We start from the raw sequence: 21,183 nt of genomic DNA, 5'->3' as shown, positions 1-21,183 counted from the left end.
CAGCGGGCACACCGAACGGGTGCCCGCTGTGATTCAGAAGATCAGCGGTATTCGCCCGCGAACTCTTCAATCTTGGTCAGGCCGTCTGCGGTCACAAATCCGGGGCCCGAGTTGATGTTGTTGCCCGGCAGAACGCCATAACGGTGGTAGTTGGTCAGCACCACAACCGGCAGATAGGCTTGCAGGAAGGGCTGCTGGTCGATACCCCACTGGATGGTGCCGTCCTTGATGGCCTTGACGATTTCACCGCCCAAGTCGAACGTGCCGAAATAGATGTCACCGGCCATGCCGTTTTCCTGCAGCGCCAGAATGGTTGGATCAGCCGAGGTCGGGCCAAGCGTCAGAACAGCGTCCGTATCCGGGTTGGCCGACAGATAGGCCAGAACCCGGTTCTTGATTTCAGCAGGGTCCTGCCCCGCGTCGATCATCTGCTCGCCCAGTTCGACGCCCAGACCGTCGGCAAATCCCTGGCAGCGCTCTTGGCTGGACGGCTGCACGATGTAGTGGTTCACGCAGAGGAACGACCCGATGCCGTCAGCCTTGGCGCGCTGACCGGCTGCCAGGCCCGCGTCATATTCAGGCTGACCCACATACATCAGGGCACCAATTTCGCGCGCCTTGTCAGGCGTGCCGGTGTTCATGATGATAACGTCGATACCGGAATCCACCGCGGCCCGGATCGGACCTTCCAGAATGTCCGGATCAGCCAACGTTGTGATGATCCCATTCGGACCAGAGGCTGCCGCCTGATCAATGATCCGCGCCATATCAGCAAGATCACCGGTGGGCGGGTTGCGATATTCCACTTCGACACCCATTTGCTCGCCCGCCAGCGCGATGCCGTTCTTGATCGTATTCCACCAGCTATCGCTATCAGGGGCGTGGCTGACCAAAATATACTTCTCGCCCTCCGCAGCCGCGCCGGTCACGGTCGCCAGCGCCATCGCGCTGGCTGCCAGAGCGCTCTTTACGAACTTATTCATTTGGTTTCCTCCCATAAGAACAGTTTGTCTTTTTGCCGGGGTCTCAGCCCCAATCATTCGGACGGACCGAATCTCCTCCACTCCGGGAATCTGGCGGAGCTTGCCCCAGTTTCCGGATATCCAGTCATTTTGCAACCGGTTTCAAAACATCAGCCAGCGCAACGGGCTGTCCGGTCTGCATGGAACGTGTCGCGGCCTCGGCCATTGCAAGGGCGGATACACCATCCTCCAGCGTGACCGGCATCGCCGAGCCAGCCTGTACCGCCTGCACGAACGCATCCCACTCCGCGCGATAGGCGGGCATATAGCGTTCCAGGAAAAAATAGGTGGGCTTGGCCCCGGTGACGCCATTGGCCGTAGATTTCACGACCGCGTTTTCCAGAATGTTATGAGCTTGCAAAAGCCCCCCTGACCCCAGCACCTCAATGCGCTGATCATAACCGTAGGCAGCGCGCCGGGAATTCTTGATAACCGCAATCTTACCACCATCGTAAGTCATTGTAACAACGGCAGTATCCACATCTCCGGCGCGTCCGATTTCAGGGTCGACAATCGAAGATCCGACTGCGGAAATCTGCACAGGCAACGTGCCCATCAGATAGTTCGCCATGTCGAAATCGTGGATCATCATATCCCGAAACAGACCGCCCGAGACTTTGACGTAGTCAATCGGCGGCGGTGCAGGGTCGAAGGACGTGATCGAGAGCATCTCGGTCGCCCCGATCTCGCCCTGATCTGCCGCCAACTTAAGCGACGAAAAACTGGGATCAAATCGGCGATTGAACCCGATCATGACAGGGCGGCCCGTTTTCGCAGCGGCAGCACGACAGGAAAGGGCCCGCTCAAGGCTGAGATCAACAGGTTTTTCGCACAGAACCGCTTTTCCGGCCCGTGTTGCAGCTTCTATCAAGTCGGAATGCGTATCCGTGGGTGACGCGATCAGAACCGCGTCGATCGAAGGATCACTGATCAGCGCGTCAGATGTACGCCGCTCTGCCCCATATTCCTTTGCAAGACTTGCCGCCGCTTCGGGCACCGCATCGGAAATTGCGATCAACATACTTTGGGGGTGTTCTGAGATAGCGCGGGCATGAACCCGGCCAATCCGTCCAGCTCCAATCAGTCCGACTCCAAGCAATGGGACCTCCCGAATCCTCACTCGGTGCCACAGTGTTTCTTTTTGCAACCGGTTGCAAGAAAATTCTGATCGCAACCTAAATCTCCACCGCAAATTACCAGGCCGCGGGATTTATAGCGTTATCTGTGATAGTGTGCGGCCCAGTTCATGAGTACTGGGATGTTGCAATGTTTGAGTATGGAATAGCGACTGGAGCTTTCCCAAGCTCCGGTTCACGAGGTGGAAGCGGTGGTACAAACCTGTCGTATTGGATCGGGTATTTCGAACAAAACCCCGAAATTTTGATTGCCTCAATCGTCGGAATTGCGCTCATCGCAAGATACATCTTGGCCCGATAACACTGCTCAGGTCGCCGCAGGCGGCAAGGCGCGGGGCGCCCGTCTTATGAAATATGTTTGGGGCTGCGTTAGATGGCGATCCCGCGAGGACTCGAACCCCGAACCTGCTGATGGGCTAACAGCGCACCACAGGTCCGTAACTTATTGATATTAATTACCAAAACATCCGCCAATAACTGCTGGATTCCACGGATGTTCCACGATTAGCCCCCGTTTTGGGTGTTATGGTCCTGCCAGCTTTGAAGCGGCGGCTGCCCGTTTGGGCTTCCAGCGCTGCCGGTCCAGCATCCGCGCATAGCTTTCCATGCGGATGAATGTTGCGCGGCCTATTTTGACGGCCTCAAGTTCATCACGTGCCAGCAGGTCATAAACGGTAGAAAGCGGGATTCCGGTTGATGCGCTGAATTTTGCCAGCTTCATCAGGTCGGGTTCGATCACGTCTAAGTCAACGGAATCACCCAGTGTCTGGTCAGGTTGGTTTTCCATGCTCACTCCAAGGTTTACGCCGACGAACGCCAACGGTTGCTATTCGGTGTAGGCGTAGAAAACCTTGCAGGGCTGACTTTGCCGCAATGCCGTGACTTTGCTGCAAAGATGGCTTTGTGGTGCTGCCATCGTACCCTTCGCGGGACGCAATAGACGTTCCCCACTCTACAATCCCGGCAATGGTGAAAGGCTCGGTGAGGACCCTAATTATCTAATAGTTGATATGCTTAGACCTAATCCCCATGTCTTTGAGCAGTGGTTGGAGGGAACAGCTTTGGAAAGTACTGGCAATTATTGGTCTCTGTTTGATTGGACGTCGATAGGAAGGTGGGTTTCCGACAACAGACCTTCGAAATATTTGGGCCGACTTTTGGGCCAACGGCTTAGTCGATTTCTGGGCTCTACTGCTATAGGTCTGATTAACTCTATTGCGCTCGGTTTGATAAATCTGCCTTGGCTGTTGGGGAAGGTTTTCTATTCCTTCCCCCATCACAATGGACCTTCCATGATTGGTTCTACCCTACCCGGTCCGTCGGCAGCAGGAACACTGGGTATTCTTAAAGGCACTGGAGGTGCAGTGGGCACAATTGGCGCCATCTTGTTGAGCCCAGCAGTCCAAACTTTTTCGTTGGTGGCAGGTGTCGCGCTCCTCACGTTTGAGGGCATCGGATGGATGAGCGACTACTTCCTCGAAGATGGTTAAACCCGTCTGACAGCTTAAGGAAACCTCCGGTTTCGGGAGGTTCGTGGGAAGTTTATGGGAGGTTTTTCGGGGTATACCGGAAATTTCCCTATCAATATCAACGCGATGGGAGGTTGGGAGGTATTTTTTGACTTATATGTATATGGGAGGCGATCTAGTGATTGTATTGCCCCCCTCAGTTCGCCTTACTTCGCTTTGTGCTTAGGTTTGCGCTCGGACATGTTGGCCTTCGTCATGAACTTATTCGCCGTTGGCCGTGTGATGCTGCGCAGATCATCGTTCGCCTCCGCTAAAGCCCGGTACTGATCAAAAGCTGCTTCCTGCGCTTCGTTATGCTCCATGCCATCTGCATCGGCTTTCCAATAGAACAGGGTCATCAGCCGCTGCCACTCCTCCGCCTTCTGCTGGTTGGCCGCTGTTCCCTTAACCCCTAATTCCTCCCGCAGTTCCTCCTTCATCCGCTCCTTATCAACCCACTTCCGCAACTGCCGGATATCGTCGGCGTCATATTTCACACCGTCACCGGTGTAGTAGAAATCATCGCCACTCCAAATTTCGTGGACTTCGGTTTCGGGGCACTGATCGACAATCTGGGCGGCCTCCTGCCATGTTTCGCAGTTTGGCCGGGTGATTGGGGTGCGTGTCATGATGATATGGGGCACCTGCGGGGCAACGTGATCGTATACCGTCTTAGCGATCCTCCGACCGTCCTGCAGGAGATAGTGGGCCTCAACCCCATCCAGGCCCTCAACCAGTTCCCCGGCATCGCAGGCAGCTTTCAGGTCCAGAAACTCATCCTCAGTCCTAACAGCGGGTGTTTCGATATTCATGCCCGACCCTCCGAAATATGCGTGATGTTGTCGGCAATCAGGCTGTCCAGATGATCTGCCCACAATTGCGAATACTGCAGGGCCGCATCGTCCAGCTTTCCCCCGGCTGAATACAGGCTGTCGATGCCGCCCTTCACGTGGTTAAGGAGACGGTCGCGAATATCTTCGTTTCCGCCTGCTTCCTTCACAAACGCAGCCCCTGCCCGGCGCAATCCATGCGAACCGAACCGCTCACTTACTTCGGGGTGTTCCTTCCGCTGCTGCCGCCAGAACTTCTGCACCAGGCTTTCTAAGATCGGTTTGCGGGGGTCGGTTGCGGAAGGGAATACATAGGGCGAACCCTTCCGCTCCTGTGCCAGTTCCTGCAGCAGATCCAGTGCCTGCCGGGACAGCATCACTGTGTGAGGGTGCCGGTTTTTCGATTTCGCTTCGGGGATGACCCACGTGCCAGCCTCCAGATCAATATCGGTCCACTCAATCTGGCAGGCTTCGTTGATGCGGGTAAACGTCAACGCCTGCAGCCGCAGCACCTTCCGGGCCGTTGAATCCGTAACGCTTTCAACGGCAGAAGCCCCTTCCGTGATAGTGCAGAAGGTCCGCAGTTCTGCCAGCTTTGGGGAGTGGCGCTTTGCTTTGTATCCCGGCTTCTGCGTCATCGTCACCGGGTTCGCCGTTCCTGCTAGCAACCATGACTGCCGGTTGATGGGCTGGCCTTCGGCGGCTTCCTTCGTCAGCGGAACAGCCAGTGCATAGTTATAAACCTTCGACAACACGGCCCGAAGCATCTGACTCCGCCGCATCGTTTTGCCCCGCTTCTGCAGGTCACGTTCCAGCCCCTGCAGGATCGAGTCGATGGTTTCCTTCGTAATCTCATGGGCAGGGATATCGCCATGGGGTTCGACAAAATACTTCAGCAGGAGGGTTTGATCTTCCTTCCATGAGCGTTTGAAGGGTTTGGCGTATTCCGTCAGATAGCGATCAACCATGTCGGCAACACTCATAGTCGCCATGGGCATCGTTGCAGGCATCGCAGGGATTTTGCCCTGGTGCCGCTGTTCCCTCAGGTCAGAACAGATCGAACGAATATCACCCAGCGCAATCGCCGGGTAACTTCCGATGCGGATTTCCTTCTGCTGGTCAGTGACAGGGTGACGGAAGCGGAAATACGCAACAACGCCATCCTTACCGCAGCGATAAAGCAGGCCAGTGTGATCAGGGTCGGTCAGCTTCATCCCGCCCTTCATCGCATCCAGTGTTTTATTGTTAACGGCAGTGGGACGGGATTCGCCTGTCTCAAATACTGCGATTGCATGCAGGATCGCTTTGCGGCGATCCCCCCGCACCCCGGTTGCCAATGCTTCCTGAAGATACTTCAAAGCCAGATCAGCTTTGGTTAAGTTTGGTTCGGTCATCGTTTTACTCCACAGTTACGATGGCTTTCGCCGGGGGCGGAGTTCCGACACTCCTCCCCGGCACCTTCCCCATATAGCACCGGATGCGGAAATTTTCCACGGATGTTCCACGGATTCACTAACCACCCCCGCTCCTCCTCGTTTATCGGCGGAAGTCGGGAAGGCCGGGTTTGTCAGTGGAGGTAAACGGGAAACCGAAGGAAATAAGGACGTTATGCTGTTTTTTCGGGGATTTGTGATTGGCGATCCCGGAAGGACTCGAACCCTCAACCTGCTGATTAGAAGTCAGCTGCTCTATCCAGTTGAGCTACGGGACCGCTGCGCCCTTCTTGCGGTTTTTACGTCTGGGGTTCAAGAGCCAAGCGCATGAAGGCGCTGTTCGGATCCTCTTTGTAGCCATAGATCGGTCCACAATAGGAATAACCCAGCGACTCATAAAGTTTGCGCGCCGCGTCATATTCCGGAAGCATGTCCGCTCCGGTTTCCAGAACCAGCGCCGACACGCCCTCGGCCCGAGCAATTTCTGCTAGACGGATCATCATGGCCCGCGCCAGTCCCCGTCCGCGTGCCTCTGTCAGAACATGAACGGACTTGACTTCGGACGTCCCATCCGGAAGCGCCTTTAACGCGCCGCAGCCAACAGCCTGACCGTTGTCATACATCGCCCAGAACCGAATCCCCGGCCCGGCCAACCCATCGGCATCCATCGTGTGATTGCTTTCGGCCGGTCCTGCTGTCTCGCTATGGGCGAAATGTGCCTGAACCACCGGGCGCAACGCAGGCGAAGTCGGATCTGCCAGTCGAATGTCGATCATTCAGTGCGTCCAGGGTGCGCGCCGGTCGGTCGCGAAGTTCTCACCATAGCCACGCGCGCGCAGGTTTGGTTTACGCGTGTGCGGTTCGCTGACCTGCGCGTCGATGCCGTTGTCCTTGGCGTAGTCCAACGCCTCTTCCTTGGTATCGAATTTCAAACGCACCTGCGTCTGCGTGTCATTGGACGAGGTCCAACCCATCAGCGGATCAACCTCGCGCGCGGATGCCGGGGCGTATTCCAAAACCCACTTGCGGGTTTTGGCCATTCCCGAAGTCATCGCATTCCTTGCAGGCTGGTAAATCCGTGCGCGCATGTCGCCTCTCCGTACTCGCTTGGCTGAGGATGTTTATGCGTCAGAGTGCGCTCCGGGACAAGGTGGCAATTGTCGCAAGTCCAGGGTTTGGAAATGCCCCCTTGAACAAGAACAAAAACAGATCAAAATCAGGCGCGAAAGGAATCCCCCCTGATGGCTTACGCTCATTCCGACAAGACCCAGCTGACCGCCGAAGACGTGCGCGCCCGCCTCAAACTGGAAGGCGGCAAGGCGTTCGTGATGCATACCGACTTCAACCCGGCAGGCGACCAGCCAACCGCGATCAAGGAGCTGGCCGACGGCGTTCTGGATGGCGAGCGCGATCAGGTTCTGCTGGGCGCGACCGGCACGGGCAAGACCTTCACCATGGCCAAGGTGATCGAGGAAACCCAGCGCCCCGCCATCATCCTTGCGCCCAACAAAACATTGGCGGCGCAGCTTTATGGTGAGTTCAAAGGCTTCTTCCCCGAAAACTCGGTCGAGTATTTCGTGTCCTACTATGACTACTACCAGCCCGAGGCCTATGTGCCGCGCAGCGACACCTATATTGAGAAAGAATCCCAGATCAACGAACAGATCGACCGGATGCGCCACTCGGCCACCCGCGCTCTGCTAGAGCGTGATGACGTGATCATCGTGGCCTCGGTGTCTTGTATCTACGGCATCGGCTCGGTCGAGACCTATGGGGCCATGACGCAGGATCTGAAGGTAGGCAGCGACTACGATCAGCGGCAGGTGATGGCCGATCTGGTCGCCCAGCAATACCGTCGCAACGATCAGGCGTTTCAGCGCGGCTCGTTCCGGGTTCGCGGGGACAGCCTGGAGATTTGGCCTGCCCACCTTGAAGACCGCGCCTGGAAACTGTCCTTCTTCGGTGAGGAACTGGAACAGATCACCGAATTCGATCCGCTGACCGGTGAGAAAACCGACACGATGGAGCAGATCCGGGTCTACGCAAACTCGCACTACGTGACGCCGAAACCCACGATGCAGCAGGCGATCATCGGGATCAAAAAGGAGCTGCGCATCCGGCTGGACCAACTGGTCGGTGAGGGCAAACTTCTGGAAGCCCAACGGCTGGAACAGCGCACCAATTTCGATCTGGAAATGCTTGAGGCCACCGGCGTCTGCAACGGGATCGAGAACTATTCGCGCTATCTGACCGGCCGCGCACCGGGCGAGCCGCCCCCAACCCTGTTCGAATTCATCCCCGACAACGCCATCGTCTTTGCCGACGAATCCCACGTCTCGGTCCCACAGATCGGCGGCATGTACCGGGGCGACTATCGCCGGAAATTCACGCTGGCCGAACACGGGTTCCGCCTGCCGTCGTGCATGGACAACCGACCCCTCAAGTTCGAGGAATGGGACGCCATGCGCCCGCAATCCGTCTTCGTCTCGGCCACACCCGCCGGGTGGGAGCTGGACCAATCGGGCGGCGTTTTCACCGAACAGGTCATCCGTCCCACCGGCCTTCTGGACCCCGAGGTCGAAATCCGCCCGGTGTCGATGCAGGTGGACGATCTGCTGGACGAGGTGCGCAAGGTCGCCGCCGATGGCTATCGCACGCTGGTCACGACCCTGACCAAACGCATGGCCGAAGACCTGACCGAATACCTGCACGAACAGGGCATCAAGGTGCGCTACATGCACTCGGACATCGACACGATCGAGCGGATCGAAATCCTGCGCGACCTGCGTCTGGGGGCCTTCGACGTGCTGGTCGGTATCAACCTGCTGCGTGAAGGATTGGACATCCCCGAATGTGGGCTGGTTGCCATTCTGGACGCGGACAAAGAAGGGTTCCTGCGCTCGGAAACCTCGCTGATCCAGACCATCGGCCGCGCCGCACGGAACGCCGATGGCCGCGTGATCATGTATGCCGACAAGATCACCGGCAGCATGGAGCGCGCCTTGGGCGAGACCAACCGCCGCCGCGCCAAACAGATCGCCTATAACGAAGAACACGGCATCACGCCCGCGACGGTGAAGAAAAACGTCGAGGACGTTCTGGCCGGGCTTTACGAAGGCGACGTGGACATGAACCGCGTAACCGCCACCATCGACAAACCGATGCACGGCGCCAACCTTGAGGCCCATCTGGACGGGTTGCGTGAGCAAATGCGCAAAGCTGCCGAGAACCTTGAATTCGAAGAGGCCGCCAACATCCGCGATGAGATCAAACGTCTGGAAGCGGTCGACCTCGCCGTCGCCGACGACCCGATGGCGCGGCAATGGGCGGTCGAGAAAGCGTCTGAGGATGCTGTGAAATCACGCGGGAGGTCAACGGCTGGCAGGCCGGGACAGCGGGGTGGGAATGTGAAGCGGAGGAAGCGGTAAGCCTTTTCCCACGAGAATTTTGAGCACAATTACCGCTGCCTAGACTTCCTTATTTGTCTTTACCTCGTGTCGTGGGCTTTCCCGAACTAGTGTTTTGGCTTGAATTACTACCCTGACTCCGCTCCCCTTTGTTTATCGACTGAGGGGCTGAAGATCCTCGTTTTGAGCTACCGCCCGAAGATACACTAGGTTTTCCCGAAGATGGTTTTTTTGCCATTCCTTGTCCCTTCACACTAGATTTAGAAGCCAAGCTGGAATCTGTGCACAGCCGAGTACTACGGCTCTCCATAGATTGATACGTGCTTCCAAAATAACCTTTTCGTTTTCATCAAAATATGCGTCGCAGTCCTTAGCCAGCTGAGCCTTGGTATCCTCAACCGGTTCCATCATGACTTCACGGTGCAACACCCAAGTCGGATTCAGCTCAAAATTTCATGTTCTCTGAGCCACACTGACCATTGCAGCAAAATAAAGGGACAGCGAGAATGTAAATATTACAAGCCAAAACTCGGCACGTATCGATAAAAACGCGAAACCCTCTTGTCCGATAACACTCTTAATATCCACCAATCCAGCAAACACGGTTCCAACTAAGCCAGTCATGGCAGCCGCCATGCCCGCTTGGTTTCGAGCGTTTCGAAGATCTTCTTTTTGAGAACGCAGCTGCGAGTATGCAATCTCAAACGCCAACTCTTTCTGAGACATCAAATTGCGCAGCTCTAATGGTTTCAATAGCAGCATACTATGCATGAAAGCCGAATTTTCTCAAGGCATTGTAGAAACTGCAGTGCATTCGCACGATACAAAACTTAACACTAAACCCTTTCAGCCCAGCGCTCGCTCCTTCAAGCTTGAACACACAAAACTGGTCATCGCGCATAAGGTCCAGAGCGCCATTTAACGGACGCTTGGCGCTCGTGTAGTTCCGACTAAGAATTTAGCGAAGTTTTATTAAAACCCAGTTAACCCGTGCGATCTCAGCCCCTAAACCCCCAACTCCGCTCTCACCTTCTTGGTCAGTTTCGCCACCACCAGATCATAAGACGTCACGATATGATCGCGCAGCGAGGCATCGCTCATCCCGCGCGCCTCGTAGACCTGTAGCCACTTCATCCCGCGTGAGGCCAGATAGGGCGCGGGGCGGATGCCGGGGACGTCGCTTAGCACCTCAAAGGCCAGATCGGTGGCTTTGAAGGTGAAGGCGTCGCGCCCCTCGTTCCAGCCGCAGATCGCAAAGACCTTGCCGCCCACTTTCCACACATCCGCATTGCCCCATTGCACAACGTGGGTGGTCGCCGTGAGGCCCGCGCAGAAAGCGTTGAATTCGTCGCGTGTCATGTCAGAACCTCAGGGCCGAAGGAACTTGGCGTTTCCAACCGCGCGACCGGCGGGTTCCGGTTGTGCGGTTTGCACATCTTGGGCCGGTGCCGCCTGAAGTTGAGAGTCGCATGCAACCCCGTCCCCATCAGGGTCATTGCGCCGGTGATAGCCCGGCAACCCTTCAAAGAACGGGCCGGGTATGATGGCTTCGGCCGCCGGACAGCCACCCATCGCGATGAGATGGAAAAGGGCTTCCTCCCGGCCGAATTCGGACGTCCGCGTATAAACGGTGACCGCAATAGCCGCAGTGGTCATCGGCAGCATCAGGATCATGATTGCAATGCGCACGGGCGACAACGCGCGTCGTCGCACGGTATCGGCGCGCTTGCGACGGGCCGGTGTATTCGGGTCTGTAAACAACTGTCGCGGGTTGGGGTCACGGGGCGGCATAGGTCATGATACGTCGGATTTGCGGCGAATCCGAGGCCGCCTCACGGATACTTCAAATTAATTGGATTCATTCTTCGGTACGTCATACCAAAGTCTGGCGGCTATGAACGCCGCTGAGCCAGCCTCATCCTGCGAAAGGCGCAAGAATTGACATGACGACTACCGATCCGTTCCGACCGGTCGACGAAGCGGTCCGCCAGTTGGCCCGCGAGCTTGTTGCCGAAGCAACTTATGGCGCGCTGGCGGTTCTGCGGCCCGATACACCCGCGCCATCCGTGTCGCGTATCGCCATCGCCGCGGATGAGGATGGATCGCCGGTCACTCTGATCTCGACACTGGCGGATCACACCCGCGCTTTGCAGGCCAACCCCATATGCGCCGTTTTGCTGGGCGAGCCAGGCCCAACCGGAGACCCTTTGACCCATCCGAGGCTTACGCTGCATGCGAATGCGGTATTTGTTGTGCGTGGCACGGATGCGCATGATCGCCTGCGCGCGCAATACCTGAAGCTACGGCCCAAGTCGAAGCTCTATGTCGATTTTGCCGATTTCAGCTTCGTGCGGTTTCGGATTTCCGAAGCCCTGCTGAACGGCGGGTTCGGCAAGGCCTGGCGCCTTGCCGCGTCGGACATATGGCCCGATCAGCGCACCACGTGAACCGCGCAGGCCGCATGCCGTACAACGTGGTTCGCCGTAGAACCAAGTAGCAAGTCCTGCATTCCCGGTCGGTGGGAGGCCATGATAATCAAGTCGGGCTTATGATCTTCGGCCCAGTCAAGAATGGTCCGTCCCGAGTGCCCTTCGACCAAAACGCCAGTGGCATTTGGCAGCTTGGCGGCCAGATCGTCCAATTCCGACTGCAAGGCTTTACGCGCTTCGGCAAGGTATTCAGGAGGCATGTAGGAGATCGCATAGCTGGGTATATGCTCGACCACATGCAGCAGGGTTACCTGAGCATCAGGTGTCGCCAGCACCTCGGCCAATTTCAGCGGTCCGGAAATATCCCGTTCTGCATCAAACGAAATAGGGACAAGAATATTGTGATACATGGTGCGCACCTCCGTTCAATTTACGATAAGGATGCGTCGCAACAGCGCTTATTGCTTTGATTTAGGTCACGATCCGCCAAATGTTTCGGCAACATCATACATGACCGGTTCAAAGCTCTTGCACAATTCGTTGATCTTCCGGTTGCGTTCCCGCATTTCCGGGGTGCGCAACATGGCCAGAAAATCCTCGCGACGCTCCCACTGAGAATAATTGGCGATTCTGGTCTGCGCGTCGTTCACATGCAAACCGGCAGCGACAAAGCCGGGCTGTTTCGAGATAAATTCCGCATAGGCATCGGTCAACGCCTCCAGCAGATCGTGGCAGGTGCCCGGGGTCATTTCAAAGGTTGTGATAACGGTCTGGACGCTTGCGTTCTTGGCAATCTTCGGCATCTGGATTCTCCCTTTTCCAATTGAACTTAACATAGGTTTCGGAAAGATTTTGAAAATCAACACATCCTAACGATCCGTTAACCATGCTGACGGATGCTGCGCGAATGTGGCGGTTTGTTTTCCTTCTTGTCCTCCTGCTGTCGGCCTCACCTGCCTTGCCCGGCGCGTGGCTTCGAAAGAAGGATACCGCCTTTACCGCCGCTTCTGTCACGGCTTTCAAGGATGGGGACTATGGCTATGACTACAAATCCGCGCTTTATGCTGAATGGGGATTGAGAGAGAACCTCACACTTGGTTTCGACTTTGAAGAAAACCGGGATCTCTACGGCCACGCAACGGTATTCGCGCGGCTGCCCATTGCCAACTTGGGTGAAAAGGGAAGGTTCGCGGCACAATTCGGTGTAGGCGTTCACCACCGTCACAGGGGTGCTTGGGCGTTGTACAAAGCCACCTTATCCTACGGCAAAGGCTTTCAAACCGCTTGGGGCAATGGGTGGGTCGCAGTAGACACCACGTTGGAGTATCGAACCCATAATTCCCTGATCCGAAAACTGGATTTGACCGCGGGTCTGAAGTCGCAACGCTGGGTTGACCCTCTGCTACAAATCGAAACCGCCTATCGTTCGGGAGATGACATATTTTGGCGGGTGCGCCCGTCGGTCATGGTCCGCAAGCCAGACAGTTCTACAACATGGGTACTGGGCCTTGAACGCAATGATGCCCGTGAAAACACAGGCATCAAGGTTGCTATCTGGAGAGAGTTCTGAACGCCCCGAGAACAACAGGGAATATTGAGGCTCAGTATTCCATTCGCACGATGGTCGACACTTGGCCCCGGACACCTTGCGCCCATCGCAATTGGATTTGGTCACCGTTAGAGCCCTGCTCTAAGTTGACATATGGTGTCGTATAGACTGTTGACCCAAACGCGTTCTTCAATTGCCCGATAATTGTAACGGCATCGCACCCACGCGCCCTGCCACCAAAAGGCAGGCGCCCTTGGGTTTCAATCGTCCAGACCTGCGACGTCGAGCTTTTGGAATAGCGAAGGCGCAACGGGTTTTCGACCTTCGCGGAAACGCCATGAAACGTGTTGTCCTGGAACTTGACGTTGAGATGCGCATAGCGGTTCAGATCGGCAAAAGTCGTGTCCACCCGTTCGGCCCGATTGATACTGCCATTGGTCGAACGGAACTTGTTGCCCGTCACCACGACACCGTTCAGGAAATGACCTGATCCATGGGGGCGAATGACGATCGGGCTGAACCAGGGGGCAACTTCGCTGGAGTAAAAGATATTATCCGTGATGGTCATGGCGCTGAACGAGAACCCGCCGTTGTAAACCGGATTGGCGTCCCTCTCGTTCGTCCACTGGACAAAGCAGTTGTCGACGTAATTCTCGGAAATTGTCGAGCTGTTATAGGTCCCGATCATCACGAGGCCAGCCGTGCGGACGCCCTGCGGAATACTGTCGCCCTGAAAGAAATGATTGCCCAGAACAAGATTGTTCGTACCCGCAAGAACCGCAAAGTGCAGAAAGCGAACCGCGCGATTGTGGCGCAGCTTGATGTCATTTGCTGTCGCGTTCAACGCGATCGACTTACGATCAGAGACGTTGAAGGATTCCTCGGACGACAGGAATTGGCAATTGTCGATCAACATACCCTGACACCCGGTTCCGGTGGACGTGATCCCACGGTCTTTTGGGCGGCTGATAAAGCAATTGGTGATGGCGAATGTGCTTCCTGACGGTGCAAGGCGAATTGCACTGCAACGGCCATTGCACTGGAATTCAATCTCTTCCATCCCAAATTTGCGCAACGTGCTGAAACCGCTGAAATCAAGAAGATATTTAAAGTCGACAAAGGTGAATGTCTGCGTGCCAGCGGCGTCATAGATCGGAGCGTTCAGCGTGATCTCACCCGCGCCCTCGTTCTTGGATCGCACATAGATTTCGCGACCAACACCACTGCCCTGAACCAGCGCGCCAACCGGGATATTGGCAACATTGGCGACATTCGTAAGTCGTGTAGGGTCCGATGGGTTGTAGGTCGCCACTGACGTAAAGGTCTCGGTATCCCAGGCAGAGTTGCTTCGCACATCGAATTGACCATTGCGGATCACCCGGCGCGTCGAAAACCCGGCTTGTTTGTTTGGAACAGCCGCCGCCATGTCAATCGGCCCGTTGATCGCAACCTTTCTACCGCCCAGATCCAGAGATTCGTGGTCAGAGTTGTTCAGCAAGGCTTGAAACGCCTTTTTGAACGCAAGCTCTTCATTGCCAAATGCAGAGATGTAGGCAGGCAGGTTGTAGTTCTTGGTCAACAGCAACATCTTGTCGTCAGGCATGGTAACGGTGCCCTCGAACTCCACTTCTGACGACAGGGTTACATTCTGCGCCAAAAGATATGTACCGTAAGAGACAAAAACGCGCCGACCATTTGCAGCCTGATCTGCTGCCTCAAATGCATCGGTATCATCGGCAACACCATCACCCACGGCGCCGAAGTCGCGCACGTCCACCAGGCTGATCATATCGCGCAGAAATACGCCTGTGACATCTTCAATCTCGATATCGTCGACCCGAATAACCGAACCGTTGGCGCCTTCGATATCCAGCCCAAAATGCCCATAGATCGCCTGAAGGCCCCAGGGCATGTCGACGCCGGTGCGCTGTCCAGCCCCTACAATGGCCGTGACCTCGTGTACCGCGCCGTAGCCCGAAAGTTGCGTTGCCGAACCTTGTTCGATCACGCCATTCACATGGGCATCTCCTGCCCCGCCCGCCCAGGCCGCGATCCGAACTTCGGGTAATGGGCCACTGATGGCCTTGACCCGAGCCTTGATCTGCAAGTAGCAGCCGGGAAGAAGCGGAGTTTGCCCCATATACCGCAGTTTTTGCGTCGGACTTACCTTCAGGATTTCAAGACAGCCGCCAAAATCCGCATCGGCGGGAACAAACGCACCCGTACCTGAACCATCATATGTCGGCGATCCGGGCGTTCCGTCGCCGCTGGACCAAACACTGAGGCCATTTGCGAAAGCAGGCGGCATGAATACGATGCCGCCGGTGATTGCCTTGTTCATAGAAATCCCTTTCCCATTCGCGCTGCGGCAGATCACCGTGCGCACAATCCCAGTGCCCGGGGATGAGGCCCCAAGCGCGAAATCCTGAGTATCGAAAAGGAGTGAATAAACTGGCGAACCCTGCGAACTGTGAATTCACAAAAGACGAACAGAGCGTGTTTTAGCGTACTCTGTGTGCTTTGATGGACGGTCGCCGCGAACTCCGCGAACTCGCTGTCCCCGTCCCCGTCACTTCTTGTTGAAGAGCGAAGCCACGTGGGACACCGCTTTCCGCTGGTCGTCGCTGTCTGGCCGGATGTAGTGCAGTTGCGCGGTCAGGGGCGTGTGGCCCAGTTGTTCGGCCACCACGTTGATCGGCACACCGGCGCGGACCATCTCCGTTCCCATGACTTTTCGCCAAACGTGGGTCGGTTGGAAGGCCGGGAGATCGAGGCCCCGGCGGATGTCGGCCAACGCCTGTGTGTAGGTGTCGGTCTTTATCGCGTCGCCCTGCTGGTCCACGAAAACCAGCCCCAGTCCTTCGGCGTCCCAAGTTCCAGGATTTGCCCGCAGCCGGTTCTCCCGGTTGACCCTGATTTGTTCGGCCAGAACCTCGACTGCATCGGGTGCAAGTGACAGGGTCCGCAGACTGGCTTCCGCCTTCACCGGGGCGATCTTGTAGTAGACCCGCCCGTCCTTGGCGACCCGCATCAACGACTGTTCGATCCGAATGGTTCCGTGTTGCAGGTCCACCAGATGCTCGGGCAACCCGAACAACTCGGACCGGCGCAGCCCGGAGTATAGCTGGAAGCGCCCGGGCAGCCGCCACTTGGAATCGTCTATCGCATCCAGATACATGCGCAACTCGTCCCGGGTCGGCATCGGCACCCGTGGCTTGGGTTGTGCTTTGGGCGCTTTGGCGGCCTCTGCTGGGTTCCATGACAACAACCGTTGCGCACAGGCGTCCCGCAGACACACCCGCAGGAGCGCCAGAACCCCACTGACGGTTTTCGCGGCCAACGGCTTTTTCGACAACGAAGCCTGCCCGGTGGTCAGGGCCACGAGGAATTCTTCGATGTTCTGGGTTGTCAGTTTCGACAGGGGCAGGTGTCCGAAGTACGCGCACCAAGCATCAACCCGGGTCTTGTGGGCGTAGTAGGTGTTTTCACGGATGTGACCGAGGTCGAGCCGCTTCTGCAGCCAGTCCTCAGAGAACGCCGTCACAGTGTCCCGGGTTCTCCGCACACCGTCCTGATACTCGGCATCATACGAAACCGCGAACTCCTTCGCTTCGGCGTGTGTCTTGAACACCCGCGTCTGGCGCACCCGCTTCTTCTTGATTGGGTCCCAGAACTCGGTCTGGACACGCCACCGGGGGCCGGTTTTGCGTTGGACCTTTTGTATGCTGCTCATGTCTTGGTCCTGTTCTTGCGCTGGATGTAAGTGTTCTTGTGCCGGGTGCTGCAGAAGGTCCGGCGACCGGTCGGGTTGACAAAGACGCCCTCGCATTCGGGGCAAACGTCCATGCGGTCCTGTTGCTCGACCGTCAGAAAGGCGTCGACTAGCACGTCGCCCTCAGGCCGCAGGGCATGCCATCCGTGCGCACCGGGAGTGGGTCCGGAGGGCAGGAAGGCCACGAGCGGAGCTTCACCCGCCATCAGGCGTCCCAAGGCCCCGGAAAGGCTGACAACGCTCTTTTTCGGATATGACCATTCGTCGGGCGTCTGGTCGAACATCGACCGCAACTCGCTGCAGACCGTGACGAGGTCCCGGGCATAATCGCCCATCAGTTCGCCGGGTGTCCCGCCATACAGTTCTTGAATCGCCAGTGACACGGGCAACCACTCGGGCTTTTCCGTGTCGAGTTCGGCGCTCCCTATCTCGAACCAGATGGCATGTCGTCGTTCTGGCGTGTCTTTCGTGGCCCGCAGTCGCTCGACTAGTTCAGAAGTGCTGTTTGTAGAGTTCATAGAGTTCTCCAAAGTACACTATATTGACAAAAAATCATACAATTACCCCCTAGACAAGTACCTATGTCATCTACTCACCTAGGTATAGATGATTTGTGAATGCCGTTCAATCTATTTAGGAGATGACATGCCGCTCGAAATACATGGACATGGGGAAGTCCTGACCCCGAAAGAAGCAGCCGCCCGCGTTGGGCAGGTCCCAGCCACTATTCGCCGTTGGTGCCGGGAAGGAAAACTAACCGAAATCAGCATCGCCAACAAAAAGTACGTGCTGCCCGATGAGGTGGCCGAGTTGGTGAAGGTGAAGCCGCGATCGGTCGCCGCAGAATAACCGCATCCCCAAGGGTCGCGGGGAAAGGCGACCCACCAACTAATCTCAGAGGAGTTGAACTATGAGATATCTACCGCCCGAAGACCGTCGCGTGACGACGGCGCAGGCAGCCCAGATCGCCGGGGTCGCACCCGGCACCATCAACACTTGGGCCAAGCGGGGGCTGTTGCCCCGCTACTCCAAGGCCCCGAAAGGGGTGAACGCGCAGCAGTTTTTCTATGATGTGAAAGACATCGAAATGCTGTTCGCGGAAGAACCGAAGCCGGAATCGGACACGCCATCGCTGTTCGAGCAAGAAGCCGTAGCTGCTGAATAAGCAACAGGCCCCGGGGGACGAAACCCGGGGCCTATCTAATTGGCACCGAGGGAGTTGAAACCCGGTGCCTCCACCAACTGGGACGACCCGAACATGTCACATCATATCGTGTCAATTTCCTCGTTGCCCCGCGTTTCATAGGGGGAAACGATGACCATGCAACCGGACCAACACCCTGAACCAGAACTGTGTCGGGGTCATGGCATCAACGACAAACCCGGAACCTCGTTCAACAGCATCACCGTGTCGGGTATCCGCAAACTGGCGGCCAGCCCGCAACGGGTACCCAAGGACAAGGCCGACTGGGTGATACCTTCGACCTATCGGGGGGCCGACGCCCGGTCAGCCATGCCCCAACTCGACAAAGGCGAGTTCTATATGCTCGTGGTTGATGTCGACGACGGCAACCCCAGTCTGGGCGAGGTGCGGGACGCGGTGGTGAAGGTTCTAGGCGTCTGCCAGACCATCATCTACTCGACTGCATCGGCCACCAAGGAACTGCGCAAGTGGCGGGTGATGATTCCGCTCCAAGTGTCGATTGGCGGGGGCGAATACGAACTGTTCCAACAGGCTTTGGTCGAGTTGCTGGACGTCGCGGGCATCGACATGGATATATCGGGGACGCGGGTTGCCCAGTTGTCGTACCTGCCAAACCGGGGGCCGGATTTCTACGAACACCAATGCACTGACGACCCGGTGTTGTTTGTGGACCCGAAGCACCCACTGCGCAAACGCGCTGCCGCTATCCGAAAGGCCGCGCAGGTGGCAAACGAGGCCACGAAAGCCGAGCAGAAGGGCGGCGTATCGAACCAGATACAGAGATACAACGACGACCACCCACTGGAAGCCGAGTTTGAGCGGTTTGGGTACAAGAAGCAGCGCGGCAAACTGTGGAGGTCGCCCAACGAAACACAGGGTGGCGGGACATCCATCCCGTTCCCGGGCCGGTGGGTTTCGTTCTCGGGCAAAGATGCCGACGCGGGCATCGGGTTTGGCACCAAGACCGGCCACCGGTCGGGCGATGCGTTTGACCTGCTGGTGCACTATGAATACGGGGGCGACCGAGAGGCCGCATTCAAGGCCATCGCCAAGGACTATCCACCGCTGTCCAAGCACCCCGAAAGGGACGCCATCGTTACCGAGGTTGCCAAGGACCACGACCCCAAAGGGTTGTCGTCGCTCGGGGACGCCGTGGCCGAGATTGAGGCCCGGTTCAAGGACGCAAGCATCCGGAAGCACAAAAAGCCCGAAATCGAAGCACTCGTCAAAGCCGTCTGGGAACGCGAATTCGCGCAGGAGGAAGCGATAGGGTTGCCGGACGCCGTGCTGGAGTGGCCCAAACTCGAACCCAAGGGGGCCGAGGTGGTTTTGCCCGAACTGTTGGATGCGCTCGTGGACAGGTTCAAGGGTTATCTGTCGCTGGATGATCGAATCTTGGACCTGTTGGCCCTGTGGGTCGTGGGTGCAGGAAACGCGAACCTGTTTTCCCAGTACCCGCGCGTTCTGATCAAAAGCCCCGAACCAAACTCGGGCAAGACGACCGTGTTGGAACTCATGGCCTTCACCGTCCCGCAAGCCGTCATACTGGACCGTTCGACCTCTGCTTCGGTGATAGCGATGTTCGATATCGCGAAAGGTTCTGTGGCGTTTTTCCTCGACGAACTAGACACGTGGGTTGCCACGAAAGAGGGCAACGACGATATGACCGGCATCTGGACCTCAGGTTTTGAGCGGGGCAAACAATCTGCAAAGATGGAGCAGATGGGGAACACGTGGCAACCCGTGTTTCGGTCGCTGTATGCGCCGGTCGCCGGGGCGTCACTCCACGACCTGCCTCCGGCAAACGAAAGTCGGGCCTACGTGGTTCGCATGGTGCCAGACCGCACCGGGACCAAGCAAAACATCCGGAAAGAAAAGAACGTGCTGGGGGGCAACCCGCTGGACGACCTTCGACAACAGGTGGTGGACTTCTGGGCTGGGGAACCCAAAATCGAACTGGCTCCGAGTACCGAGGACCTCGATGGGCTTGGGGGTCGGGACGCTGACCGGGCCGTGCCACTGATTTTGCTTGCGCGGTTCGCGGGCGGCGACTGGTACGACCGACTGCGGGCTGGGATGGCCTACATCCAAGACCGAAACGACCCAAAACAGGGGCCAAACCGAGAACTGTTGGAAGACCTGTGCCGGGTATACGTTGCTGACGACCCGGGACACCTGCCGAGTTCGGACGCGGTGTCACGTCTGGTGGATATGTCCGACCGTCCGTGGGGCGACCGGAACGCCGGGATGGGCATCACACAGGCGGAACTAGCGGACCTTCTGCGGCCCTACGACCTGCGCCCAAAGAACGTCTGGGTGGATGGAAAATCGCCCAAAGGCTATAAGCAGGACGAACTCGAACACGTGTTCGAGGTGTACCTTGGCCCCAACTGGCCTAGCGCCTATCTGGACGTACCTGCGGAAGACCCGTACCCCGACAGACCGGAGCTATAACCGCTAGGGAAGCGCTCCTAGCGGGGCTTCGGGGCGATTGCTGGCGGGGATACGCTAGGAACCCAGAACCCCAAACGAACAAACCCCGCTCGTGCTCTGAGACATTGTCAACCGGGGGGTTGCTAGCGCCCTAGCGCCCCTCCAGGGCATGGAAAGAAAACACAGAAAGCGAACACCCCCGAACCCCGGGGCAGGTGCGCACAGGCCGTTTTATCCCCCGAAACCCCGCTAGGGCGCTAGGTGTTTATATTTTAATAATTTTTAGAACAAACTCCGTTCGGGTTCTTGGCGTATTCGAGGCCCTAGCACCTCCCATCGCTAGGGACCGCTAGCCGCGCTTGGTGCGGACCAAATCTATGCACGATTGGGTCGCTCGTGTTTTCATGGAAGCGAACGCGGGCGGAAATATTATGAGGAAGGGAACATCAAGCATTCGGGG

At 57.1% G+C, this 21,183-nt stretch carries 21 protein-coding genes and 1 tRNA gene; 6 read left to right on the top strand and 16 right to left on the bottom strand.

Annotated features, from left to right (window positions below):
* Positions 1-41: 41 nt before the first annotated feature.
* The 8 genes from ACR0MS_RS18150 to ACR0MS_RS18115 form a co-directional block, all read right to left on the bottom strand.
* Positions 42-944: a sugar ABC transporter substrate-binding protein gene (locus tag ACR0MS_RS18150; protein WP_480577047.1), complete on the bottom strand. Its 903-nt coding sequence runs from the start codon at positions 942-944 to the stop codon at positions 42-44.
* Positions 945-1,107: 163 nt separating this feature from the next.
* Positions 1,108-2,121, bottom strand: a complete 1,014-nt coding sequence (iolG, locus tag ACR0MS_RS18145) for an inositol 2-dehydrogenase (protein WP_480576955.1) — start codon at positions 2,119-2,121, stop codon at positions 1,108-1,110.
* Positions 2,122-2,681: 560 nt separating this feature from the next.
* Positions 2,682-2,945, bottom strand: a complete 264-nt coding sequence (locus ACR0MS_RS18140; RefSeq protein ID WP_480576958.1) for a helix-turn-helix domain-containing protein — start codon at positions 2,943-2,945, stop codon at positions 2,682-2,684.
* An 888-nt stretch (positions 2,946-3,833) separates the two neighbouring features.
* Positions 3,834-4,478 carry a hypothetical protein gene (locus ACR0MS_RS18135; RefSeq protein ID WP_480576961.1) on the bottom strand — a complete coding sequence of 215 codons (645 nt, stop codon included), beginning with the start codon at positions 4,476-4,478 and terminating at the stop codon, positions 3,834-3,836.
* Positions 4,475-5,890 (bottom strand): tyrosine-type recombinase/integrase, encoded by a 1,416-nt coding sequence (locus ACR0MS_RS18130; protein WP_480576964.1) that lies wholly within the window; start codon positions 5,888-5,890, stop codon positions 4,475-4,477. The genes ACR0MS_RS18135 and ACR0MS_RS18130 overlap by 4 nt, the downstream gene beginning before the upstream one ends.
* Before the next feature lie 240 nt (positions 5,891-6,130).
* Positions 6,131-6,207, bottom strand: a tRNA-Arg gene (locus tag ACR0MS_RS18125).
* A gap of 21 nt (positions 6,208-6,228) precedes the next feature.
* Complete coding sequence (locus tag ACR0MS_RS18120) at positions 6,229-6,705, bottom strand: GNAT family N-acetyltransferase (RefSeq protein ID WP_480576968.1); 477 nt, start codon at positions 6,703-6,705, stop codon at positions 6,229-6,231.
* Complete coding sequence (locus tag ACR0MS_RS18115) at positions 6,706-7,017, bottom strand: ETC complex I subunit (RefSeq protein WP_480576971.1); 312 nt, start codon at positions 7,015-7,017, stop codon at positions 6,706-6,708.
* Positions 7,018-7,170: 153 nt separating this feature from the next.
* Here ACR0MS_RS18115 and uvrB point away from each other — a divergent pair, with 153 nt between their 5' ends.
* Entirely contained in the window at positions 7,171-9,357 is a 2,187-nt protein-coding gene (gene uvrB, locus ACR0MS_RS18110) for an excinuclease ABC subunit UvrB (protein WP_480576974.1), read from the top strand.
* Positions 9,358-9,789: 432 nt separating this feature from the next.
* Here uvrB and ACR0MS_RS18105 read toward each other — a convergent pair whose 3' ends face one another.
* The 3 genes from ACR0MS_RS18105 to ACR0MS_RS18095 form a co-directional block, all read right to left on the bottom strand.
* Positions 9,790-10,107: a hypothetical protein gene (locus ACR0MS_RS18105; RefSeq protein ID WP_480576977.1), complete on the bottom strand. Its 318-nt coding sequence runs from the start codon at positions 10,105-10,107 to the stop codon at positions 9,790-9,792.
* Between the two features lie 234 nt (positions 10,108-10,341).
* Positions 10,342-10,695: an MmcQ/YjbR family DNA-binding protein gene (locus ACR0MS_RS18100; protein WP_480576980.1), complete on the bottom strand. Its 354-nt coding sequence runs from the start codon at positions 10,693-10,695 to the stop codon at positions 10,342-10,344.
* Between the two features lie 9 nt (positions 10,696-10,704).
* On the bottom strand, positions 10,705-10,992 hold the full coding sequence (locus tag ACR0MS_RS18095) for an excalibur calcium-binding domain-containing protein (RefSeq protein ID WP_480686340.1): 288 nt from the start codon (positions 10,990-10,992) through the stop codon (positions 10,705-10,707).
* A 287-nt stretch (positions 10,993-11,279) separates the two neighbouring features.
* Between ACR0MS_RS18095 and ACR0MS_RS18090 the strand changes: the two genes are divergently transcribed.
* Complete coding sequence (locus ACR0MS_RS18090; protein WP_480576986.1) at positions 11,280-11,783, top strand: HugZ family pyridoxamine 5'-phosphate oxidase; 504 nt, start codon at positions 11,280-11,282, stop codon at positions 11,781-11,783.
* Here the strand turns inward: ACR0MS_RS18090 and ACR0MS_RS18085 are convergent.
* Both ACR0MS_RS18085 and ACR0MS_RS18080 read right to left on the bottom strand, forming a co-directional pair.
* A complete protein-coding gene (locus ACR0MS_RS18085) occupies positions 11,768-12,175 on the bottom strand; it encodes a universal stress protein (RefSeq protein WP_480576989.1) in 408 nt (135 codons plus the stop codon). The two genes, ACR0MS_RS18090 and ACR0MS_RS18085, sit on opposite strands and share 16 nt — an antisense overlap.
* Before the next feature lie 66 nt (positions 12,176-12,241).
* Positions 12,242-12,568, bottom strand: coding sequence for an antibiotic biosynthesis monooxygenase family protein (locus ACR0MS_RS18080; protein WP_480576992.1), 327 nt, complete (start codon positions 12,566-12,568; stop codon positions 12,242-12,244).
* A gap of 104 nt (positions 12,569-12,672) precedes the next feature.
* On the opposite strand from ACR0MS_RS18080, the gene ACR0MS_RS18075 reads away from it, so the two are divergent.
* Positions 12,673-13,335, top strand: coding sequence for a hypothetical protein (locus ACR0MS_RS18075; protein ID WP_480576995.1), 663 nt, complete (start codon positions 12,673-12,675; stop codon positions 13,333-13,335).
* A gap of 31 nt (positions 13,336-13,366) precedes the next feature.
* Here the strand turns inward: ACR0MS_RS18075 and ACR0MS_RS18070 are convergent, their stop codons facing one another.
* The 3 genes from ACR0MS_RS18070 to ACR0MS_RS18060 form a co-directional block, all read right to left on the bottom strand.
* Complete coding sequence (locus ACR0MS_RS18070; RefSeq protein WP_480576998.1) at positions 13,367-15,655, bottom strand: glycosyl hydrolase family 28-related protein; 2,289 nt, start codon at positions 15,653-15,655, stop codon at positions 13,367-13,369.
* Between the two features lie 228 nt (positions 15,656-15,883).
* Positions 15,884-17,047 (bottom strand): tyrosine-type recombinase/integrase, encoded by a 1,164-nt coding sequence (locus tag ACR0MS_RS18065; RefSeq protein ID WP_480577002.1) that lies wholly within the window; start codon positions 17,045-17,047, stop codon positions 15,884-15,886.
* The gene (locus ACR0MS_RS18060; protein WP_480577005.1) at positions 17,044-17,604 is read right to left on the bottom strand and encodes a hypothetical protein; all 561 of its coding nucleotides are present in this window, start codon (positions 17,602-17,604) and stop codon (positions 17,044-17,046) included. The genes ACR0MS_RS18065 and ACR0MS_RS18060 overlap by 4 nt, the downstream gene beginning before the upstream one ends.
* A 127-nt stretch (positions 17,605-17,731) precedes the next feature.
* On the opposite strand from ACR0MS_RS18060, the gene ACR0MS_RS18055 reads away from it, so the two are divergent.
* The 3 genes from ACR0MS_RS18055 (at position 17,732) to ACR0MS_RS18045 (ending at position 20,744) form a co-directional block, all read left to right on the top strand.
* On the top strand, positions 17,732-17,935 hold the full coding sequence (locus ACR0MS_RS18055; RefSeq protein WP_480577008.1) for a hypothetical protein: 204 nt from the start codon (positions 17,732-17,734) through the stop codon (positions 17,933-17,935).
* 61 nt (positions 17,936-17,996) lie between these two features.
* Positions 17,997-18,251: a MerR family transcriptional regulator gene (locus ACR0MS_RS18050; protein ID WP_480577011.1), complete on the top strand. Its 255-nt coding sequence runs from the start codon at positions 17,997-17,999 to the stop codon at positions 18,249-18,251.
* A 150-nt stretch (positions 18,252-18,401) separates the two neighbouring features.
* Positions 18,402-20,744 carry a DUF3631 domain-containing protein gene (locus ACR0MS_RS18045; protein ID WP_480577014.1) on the top strand — a complete coding sequence of 781 codons (2,343 nt, stop codon included), beginning with the start codon at positions 18,402-18,404 and terminating at the stop codon, positions 20,742-20,744.
* Positions 20,745-21,183: the final 439 nt, after the last annotated feature.

This window comes from Ruegeria sp. CJ2 (genome assembly GCF_056536745.1).
Note: the sequence above shows the minus strand (reverse complement) of the source record. Positions and strands in the feature narration are given on the sequence as shown.

What these genes read in the sequence shown, in the direction of transcription:
- ACR0MS_RS18060 (WP_480577005.1), bottom strand. Translation starts at nt 17,604, where the DNA reads ATGAACTCTACAAACAGCACTTCTGAACTAGTCGAGCGACTGCGGGCC.
- ACR0MS_RS18130 (WP_480576964.1), bottom strand. Translation starts at nt 5,890, where the DNA reads ATGACCGAACCAAACTTAACCAAAGCTGATCTGGCTTTGAAGTATCTT.
- ACR0MS_RS18135 (WP_480576961.1), bottom strand. Translation starts at nt 4,478, where the DNA reads ATGAATATCGAAACACCCGCTGTTAGGACTGAGGATGAGTTTCTGGAC.
- ACR0MS_RS18140 (WP_480576958.1), bottom strand. Translation starts at nt 2,945, where the DNA reads ATGGAAAACCAACCTGACCAGACACTGGGTGATTCCGTTGACTTAGAC.
- ACR0MS_RS18095 (WP_480686340.1), bottom strand. Translation starts at nt 10,992, where the DNA reads ATGACCACTGCGGCTATTGCGGTCACCGTTTATACGCGGACGTCCGAA.
- ACR0MS_RS18090 (WP_480576986.1), top strand. Translation starts at nt 11,280, where the DNA reads ATGACGACTACCGATCCGTTCCGACCGGTCGACGAAGCGGTCCGCCAG.
- ACR0MS_RS18045 (WP_480577014.1), top strand. Translation starts at nt 18,402, where the DNA reads ATGACCATGCAACCGGACCAACACCCTGAACCAGAACTGTGTCGGGGT.
- uvrB (WP_480576974.1), top strand. Translation starts at nt 7,171, where the DNA reads ATGGCTTACGCTCATTCCGACAAGACCCAGCTGACCGCCGAAGACGTG.
- ACR0MS_RS18150 (WP_480577047.1), bottom strand. Translation starts at nt 944, where the DNA reads ATGGCGCTGGCGACCGTGACCGGCGCGGCTGCGGAGGGCGAGAAGTAT.
- ACR0MS_RS18075 (WP_480576995.1), top strand. Translation starts at nt 12,673, where the DNA reads ATGTGGCGGTTTGTTTTCCTTCTTGTCCTCCTGCTGTCGGCCTCACCT.
- ACR0MS_RS18085 (WP_480576989.1), bottom strand. Translation starts at nt 12,175, where the DNA reads ATGTATCACAATATTCTTGTCCCTATTTCGTTTGATGCAGAACGGGAT.
- ACR0MS_RS18070 (WP_480576998.1), bottom strand. Translation starts at nt 15,655, where the DNA reads ATGAACAAGGCAATCACCGGCGGCATCGTATTCATGCCGCCTGCTTTC.
- ACR0MS_RS18050 (WP_480577011.1), top strand. Translation starts at nt 17,997, where the DNA reads ATGAGATATCTACCGCCCGAAGACCGTCGCGTGACGACGGCGCAGGCA.
- ACR0MS_RS18100 (WP_480576980.1), bottom strand. Translation starts at nt 10,695, where the DNA reads ATGACACGCGACGAATTCAACGCTTTCTGCGCGGGCCTCACGGCGACC.
- ACR0MS_RS18105 (WP_480576977.1), bottom strand. Translation starts at nt 10,107, where the DNA reads ATGCATAGTATGCTGCTATTGAAACCATTAGAGCTGCGCAATTTGATG.
- ACR0MS_RS18080 (WP_480576992.1), bottom strand. Translation starts at nt 12,568, where the DNA reads ATGCCGAAGATTGCCAAGAACGCAAGCGTCCAGACCGTTATCACAACC.
- ACR0MS_RS18065 (WP_480577002.1), bottom strand. Translation starts at nt 17,047, where the DNA reads ATGAGCAGCATACAAAAGGTCCAACGCAAAACCGGCCCCCGGTGGCGT.
- ACR0MS_RS18115 (WP_480576971.1), bottom strand. Translation starts at nt 7,017, where the DNA reads ATGCGCGCACGGATTTACCAGCCTGCAAGGAATGCGATGACTTCGGGA.
- ACR0MS_RS18120 (WP_480576968.1), bottom strand. Translation starts at nt 6,705, where the DNA reads ATGATCGACATTCGACTGGCAGATCCGACTTCGCCTGCGTTGCGCCCG.
- ACR0MS_RS18055 (WP_480577008.1), top strand. Translation starts at nt 17,732, where the DNA reads ATGCCGCTCGAAATACATGGACATGGGGAAGTCCTGACCCCGAAAGAA.